Source organism: Stenotrophomonas sp. P5_B8 (assembly GCF_054049855.1).
In genome coordinates this window covers 1-6,305 of the sequence record NZ_JBFULO010000215.1, presented here as the reverse complement: position 1 = coordinate 6,305, position 6,305 = coordinate 1, and the positions used below count along the sequence as shown (strand labels likewise).

Genomic DNA, 6,305 nt, shown 5'->3' with positions numbered 1-6,305 from the left:
GCGCGGCAACATCCAGGTGACCGCGCAGCGCCAGTGCCAATGGGATCGTGTAGGCGGCGCTGGCTCCCTGCATCTGCGCAAGCAGCCATAGACGTTGCTGCGCATACGATAAAACGCTCAGCGCACCGGCTTCCCGCTCCAGCGGTGCAATGGCGGGAAGGCGGATCGGCTTGTCGGCCCCTCGGTTACGCAGCTCGGCCAGTTCGGAGAGCGTCAGCTTCCTGAGCTTTTCGGTAATTGACATCTGGATTTCCCGTCCATGTGAGATTGCAGAATGCGAAATTCGGGCGCTACAAAAGAAGTTCTAGGCGAGGCCGCCCAGATAGGCGAGCATGTCCCGATCGAAGTTGTTGTGCGGATTGGCGACTTCGCGCCGGTACGGCTCGGCATGTTCTTCGTGGACAAAGTTCCAAGTCACCGAGATCGAATCGGATATCGAAGTGACGTCATGGAACCARGAGCCCGGAATGAACAGGATCTCGCCAGGACGGAGCACGTCCTCAAAGGTGGGCTCGATCAGGTTAAAGTCGGGGAAGCGATGCGGATCAACGGCCTGCGGGTCGACATAACCTTGAGCATCCATGAGCTTGTCGGCATGGCTCGGCGCATAGAAGGTCAGGCGCTTCTCACCGTAAAACTGGCACAGCACCGCATCGGTGCCGAACGGGTCGCGGTGTAAGCGCGTGCGCCCGCCGCGACCACTGATGAACAGCCCCTTGTAGGGGAAAAGACCGGTGACGGGTGAACGATGGCCACCTTTGGGCACGCATGGCAGAACGAAGCCATCACACGGGAAGAACGCCGGGTGATCCCAATCCTCGGCCAGGACCTCGAAGAGAGTATCTGCCCAGGTGAAATCGACATCCTTGAAGCGCACGTAGGCACGGACATACTCGTTGGACAGAATGCTGGCCGACTTGCCGAAGTTGTTGTCCAAGTAGTCTGACAGCGTTTCGATGTTCTGCAGCGCAAAAAGATCATCGTAGACCTGTACTTCCATATCACCGCATTTCTGCTTGAGATAATCCGGTCCCCAGCGCATGAGAGCTGGCCAGCCATGCATCGCATCGGTCACGATGACTGGCTCGCCGGACTGCAGGTGGTCACTGACAAACGCCTCTGGCGTCACTGCCGATTTCCTGACGATGGTCTTCACTTGGTTTCCCGCTCAGTAATGTCTGCGATCAATGCCTCGATCTCCCCGGAAGGTCCCAGTCGAGCGTAGATGCCCATCAGGATGCTTTCTGCAAAGTCAGCCAATGTCGGGTGATCGAATACGGTCGCCAGGTCCAGTGGCAGGTCAAGCTCATCCTGCAGCCGGCCAAGCATTCTTGCCGCCATCAGCGAGTGCCCGCCGAGCTCGAAGAAATGGTCGTGCCGACCCACGCGTTCCACCGACAGTAGCCCTGCCCATATCCGCGCTACGAGTTCCTCCACCTCACCCCGTGGCGCCTCGTAGGTACGCACTGCACGTGCCTGCCGATCGGGCACTGGCAGCGCATCGCGGTCCAGCTTTCCGTTGGCGGTAAGCGGCAGCGTTGGCAGCAGTACGAATGCGCTCGGCAGCATGTACCCGGGCAGCACCTGGGCGAGCTCGTGGCGAAGCAGCAGTGCCGAGAGCTGGGCGTTGCGCCTGGGAACCACATAGGCCACCAGCTCCATGTCGTCTGCGCCATCGGCGCGCGCAATGACCGCAACGTCCTGCACCCCCTCCACACGGGCCAACTGCCCCTCGATTTCCGCAAGCTCGATCCGGAAGCCGCGCAACTTCACCTGGAAATCGTTACGTCCCAGGTACTCGATGCTGCCATCGATCCGCCAGCGGCCCATGTCCCCGGTTCTGTAGACCTTTCCTGCTGACAAATCGAAGGGGTTGTCGATGAAGCGCGCTTGGCTCAACTCCGGTTGGTTGAGATACCCGCGTGCGACCTGCGGGCCACCGATCAGCAGCTCGCCAGTCATCCCGATCGGTACCGGCTGGAGGTGCTGGTCGACGATATAGATGCGGGCATTGGTGACCGGGCGACCGATCGGGACCAGACTCGCGGCGGGATCGAAGTCGGCGCTGGCATCGAAGGTGGTGCAACCGACCACGGCTTCTGTCGGTCCGTACTCGTTGACAATACGAGTACGCGGCGCCAGTTCGCGCCACAGCGCCACGGTCTGCACGGGGAGTGCCTCGCCGCCGACCACGAAGCAGCCGACGTGGATCAACTGTCTCTCGCGCCGCAGGCGCTCGCCCAGCAGGTGGAGATGCGATGGGGTGATCTTGACGAGGTCGATGTGATCAGGGGCGCTGAGGATAGTTGCCAATTCGTCCTGGCTGCCGCTTTCCCCCAACAACAGTGCACGGCCACCGCTCAGCAGCGGAAGGTAGAGGCTGGTGATTGTCGCGTCGAATGTGATCGGCGAGGAGACCAGTGAAACCATCGGGGCCCTGCACCGGTATTCCTGCAATGCCCACTGCAGGTAGCAGGAGAGGCCTCGATGCTCGACCATCACCCCCTTTGGCTGGCCGGTAGACCCGGAGGTATAGATCACGTAAGCCAGATGCCGGTCGGTCAGGCCACTGTCAGCACGAGGAATGTTGCTGGAAGGCTGCGCGGCCAGCTCTGCGTCCTTGTCCAGCTCCAGAACCTGCAGTCCGCTGTCCGGCAGCAGCGAACGGACCGAGGAATGTGCAAGTACGCATTGGGGCTCACTGTCGCTCAACAGATAGGCCAGTCGTTTCGCCGGCAACACCGGGTCAATGGGCACGTACGCGGCCCCCGCCTTGAGCACGCCCAACAGGGCAGCCAACATCTCGATGCAGCGCGGCATGAAGAGGGCCACACGCTGGTCGGGGGCAATGCCGGCGCCCCGCAACAGGTGTGCAATGCGATTGGCGCGTATGTTCAGTTCGTCATATGTAAGCGCCTGTCCATCGCATTCAACTGCAATCGCGGCGCCGTTGAGATGGACCTGGTCCTCGAATGCTTCATGGGCCAACCGGGAAGGCATCTGGCTGGAACCGCTGGCGCTGAAGCGTGAAGTCACGATTTCATGTTCCTCGCACGGCAACATTCGCATCTGCAGTGCCGGAAGTGATGCAGACCCGACCATCGACTGCAGTGTTTCCTGCAGGTAGGCGCGGTGTCGCTGCATGGTGGCTGCGTCATAGAGCGCGGTGGCGTAATTGAGGCTGCCTTCGATGAGATGTCCCTGTTCGCCGAGGGTGAGCTCAAGATCGAACTTGACCTGGTTCGATGGCTGCGGAAGGAGCTGGACGCTCACGTGAGGAAGGGTGATGACAGGTTCGCGCGTGTTCTGGAGAGTGAACAGAACCTGGAAGATCGGGCTGGCATCACGCCTGCGTGCCGGCTTCAGCGTCTCGACAACAAGGTCAAATGGAACGGATTGGTGCGCCTGTGCCTGCAGCGAGGTGTCCCGGATGCGGGCGAGCAGTTCCGCGATCGTTGGCTTGCCATCGAGTTTGATGCGCAGGGCGAGCATGTTGACGAAGAAGCCTGTGAGTGGCTCGATCTCAATACGGTCACGATTGGCCGACGGGCTGCCGATGATGATGTCGTCCTGGCCGGAGAGGCGGCAGAGCACGATGCTCCACGCAGCCAGCAGTACGACATGCAATGAAGTGTTGTGCGTGAGCGCCAGTGCCTTCAGGCGGGCGGTGAGCGCCGCGTCGATGGAAATCGGCACGGACGCGCCGACCGTGGATTGAAGTGTTGATCGAGGCCGATCGGTGGGCAGGGACAGAAGCTGGGGAATCCCTTCAAGTTGGCTGCGCCAGTATTCGAGGTGGCCGTCCAGGCGCTCCCGCGTCAGTTCCTTGTGTTGCCACGCTGCGAAATCCGGGTACTGGATGGATAGCGTCGAAAGGAGTGGCTCTCGACGCTGCAGCTTGGCTGCGTAGAGCTCGCAGAGCTCCTGTGCAAGGATTCCGAGCGACCAGCCATCGGAAATGATGTGGTGTTGGGAGAGGATCAGCAGGTAGGATTCATCCTGCACCTGGATCAGCCGCGACCTGATCAGCGGACCTTCCGCCAGATCGAATGGCGTTGTGGCTTCGGTGTGCTGGATCATCGCCAGCGCCGCATCGGGATCGCTCTGTGTGCGCAGGTCGTCAAAGATCAGCGGCAGACCCTGCGAGGTGGCAAGCAAGTGCACGCGCGGCTCACCCTGCCGCTCCACGAACACAGAGCGCAGTGATTCATGTCGCTCGAACAGCGCGTCGAGCGCGGACGTGAGCTCGGTGACATTCAGCGGTCCCCGCAGTTGAAGCGCAACGCGCATGTTGTAGTGGGTGGCGCYGCGATCCAGCTGGTTGATGAGCCATAATCGGCGCTGGGCAAAAGACGCGGGCAGATCGCCGTTGCGCGGAATACTCTCGATGGGAGCTGAGAGAAGCACACTTGGTGCCGGCGTTTTGGTCCTGGCCAAGGCGAGCAGCTGTTCCATCCGCTGCTTGCTGAGCCCGCGCAGCAACCCATCCCTAGTATTCATCCAAGCTCATCCCTGCTTGCTGGCCCTTCCAGGCATCCGTGTTTCATGCGTGCGTACATCGCGTGCTGGCGTTCCCTGCGGGCRCTCAATATGTCAACACCAGCTGGTCCTTGGCAGAATGTCGTTGAGCCGGCGGTTGGGCGCGTACTTCCTCGACTGCCAGCCGGAGATCGCGGAAGTACTCGTCAAGCCGGGCAGCGTGAACCAGGTTGACGGTCTGATGAATAGCCCGTGGCCGCGCGACCAGACTCATGTACCACCCGCGGTCGCTCATCCTCCTGGCGATGTCAAAGGCATCAAGTTCGTCCGAGGCTGTAGCGATGATGGTGAGGTGTGGGGGTGCGATGACGGCCAGGCCCCTGATTGAGGCCAGTCTTTGCAGGTGGCGATCACGCAGATCCATCAGTGCTGCGGTGATACCAAGGTAGCCCTGCCTGCCCAAATGGTGCATGACGGCCCAGGCCGATGCGATCGGCCCGCCGGAGCGCGTGCCGCTTAGTGTTGGGGTGAAGTACTCGCCCTTGGGCCAATGGGCGAAATGATTGAACTGGAAGCGCTGGTCGTCCAAGCTCCGATATAGAATCAACGAAGCGCCTTTGGCCGRATAGCCAAATTTGTGCAGATCTGCAGAAAGCGAACGTACACCAGGCAGGTCGAAATCGAAGGCAGGCAGGTCGTATCCAAGTTCACGTACAAAGGGTGAAAGCAAACCACCCACGCAGGCATCGACATGTAGCCATACACGCCGCCGCTGTGCGAGTTCGCTTAGTTCGTCGATCCTATCAATGAGTCCAAATGGCAATGAAGGAGCCGAGCCGGCGATGAGAATGGTGTCGGGCGTGATGGCCGATTCCATTGCGGATACGTCGCTGCGTAGATCTGCTCCAACTGGGGTGCGCGTCACGGTTATTCCGAGAAGCTGCGCACCTTTATCGAAGGCGGGATGCGCGGATTCCGGAATGACGATATTCGGCTGCCCAGAGCTGCTGCGCGCAGCCGCTTCGTCACGCGCGGCTTTCAGGGCAAGGATAATGCTCTCGGTTCCGCCCGATGTAATGCTCCCGGAAGCTCCAGAAGGGGCGTTGAGCAGGCCCAGCACCATCCCGACTACGTCGTTTTCCATACGCTGGCAGCTTGGAAACGCTGCGGGGGCAAGCGCATTGGAATCAGCGAACTGAGCGAACGCGGTCCGTGAAATCTCATCTACTGTTCGGCTGGCGAAGTAGCAGTGCAACGGCAATCGGCCGTCCCTTACATCCCAGTCGCCTTGCTGTACATGCGTCAAGCGCTCGCGCACCTGCGCGACGTCGAGCCCGGTATCGGGCAAAGCATAACGTACCATCGGTCCAACCTTCTCCTTGTGGCACTTAAGTCACTGGGGTCCGAATATCGATGTCAAGGGTTGAACGCCTGTGACAACCCAAGGATCCGAAGATATACGCTGCCGAATGATAAGGCAATGCCACTTAGGGAGGCATTTTTGTGCGGGTGTTGCGGGGAATTGTGTGCTCCTGCATTCACCGGTGACTGTTGAACGCGCGCGCGTTGCTTGGGTAGAAGAAACCTGTCTTGGACAGATGAATGGACGCGAAGTTGCCGATCCGGCATCTGCGATTCTGGAAGCCAGTATGGACATGCGGCGGGTGGGGCCACGCCAGCGGCAGTCTGCTCAGGAGCGGTGACTGCTGGGGCCATCTGTCGGGCAGCAGCTTGATCTGTTTAATGAGTGCGGCGGGTCATTGCGGCGACAAAGCTGCCTGCGTAGGCTTTTTGGCGCGGTTCGAGCGTGAGCGGATCTATAGAAC

4 protein-coding genes and 1 pseudogene are annotated in these 6,305 nt (G+C 60.4%); 1 reads left to right on the top strand and 4 read right to left on the bottom strand.

Going from position 1 to position 6,305, the window contains the following annotated elements:
• The 4 genes from ACXJKH_RS12550 to ACXJKH_RS12535 form a co-directional block, all read right to left on the bottom strand.
• The coding region (locus ACXJKH_RS12550) for a hypothetical protein (protein WP_457319679.1) at nt 1–244 on the bottom strand (244 nt) is incomplete at its 3' end.
• 60 nt (nt 245–304) lie between these two features.
• Nucleotides 305–1,156 (bottom strand): cupin-like domain-containing protein, encoded by an 852-nt coding sequence (locus ACXJKH_RS12545; RefSeq protein WP_457319678.1) that lies wholly within the window; start codon nt 1,154–1,156, stop codon nt 305–307.
• A complete protein-coding gene (locus ACXJKH_RS12540; protein ID WP_457319677.1) occupies nt 1,153–4,455 on the bottom strand; it encodes a non-ribosomal peptide synthetase in 3,303 nt (1,100 codons plus the stop codon). The genes ACXJKH_RS12545 and ACXJKH_RS12540 overlap by 4 nt, the downstream gene beginning before the upstream one ends.
• Nucleotides 4,456–4,585: 130 nt before the next feature.
• Nucleotides 4,586–5,842: a pyridoxal phosphate-dependent decarboxylase family protein gene (locus ACXJKH_RS12535; RefSeq protein WP_457319676.1), complete on the bottom strand. Its 1,257-nt coding sequence runs from the start codon at nt 5,840–5,842 to the stop codon at nt 4,586–4,588.
• Nucleotides 5,843–6,081: 239 nt separating this feature from the next.
• Here ACXJKH_RS12535 and ACXJKH_RS12530 point away from each other — a divergent pair.
• Nucleotides 6,082–6,305, top strand: a pseudogene (locus ACXJKH_RS12530) (hypothetical protein); the annotation flags it as partial.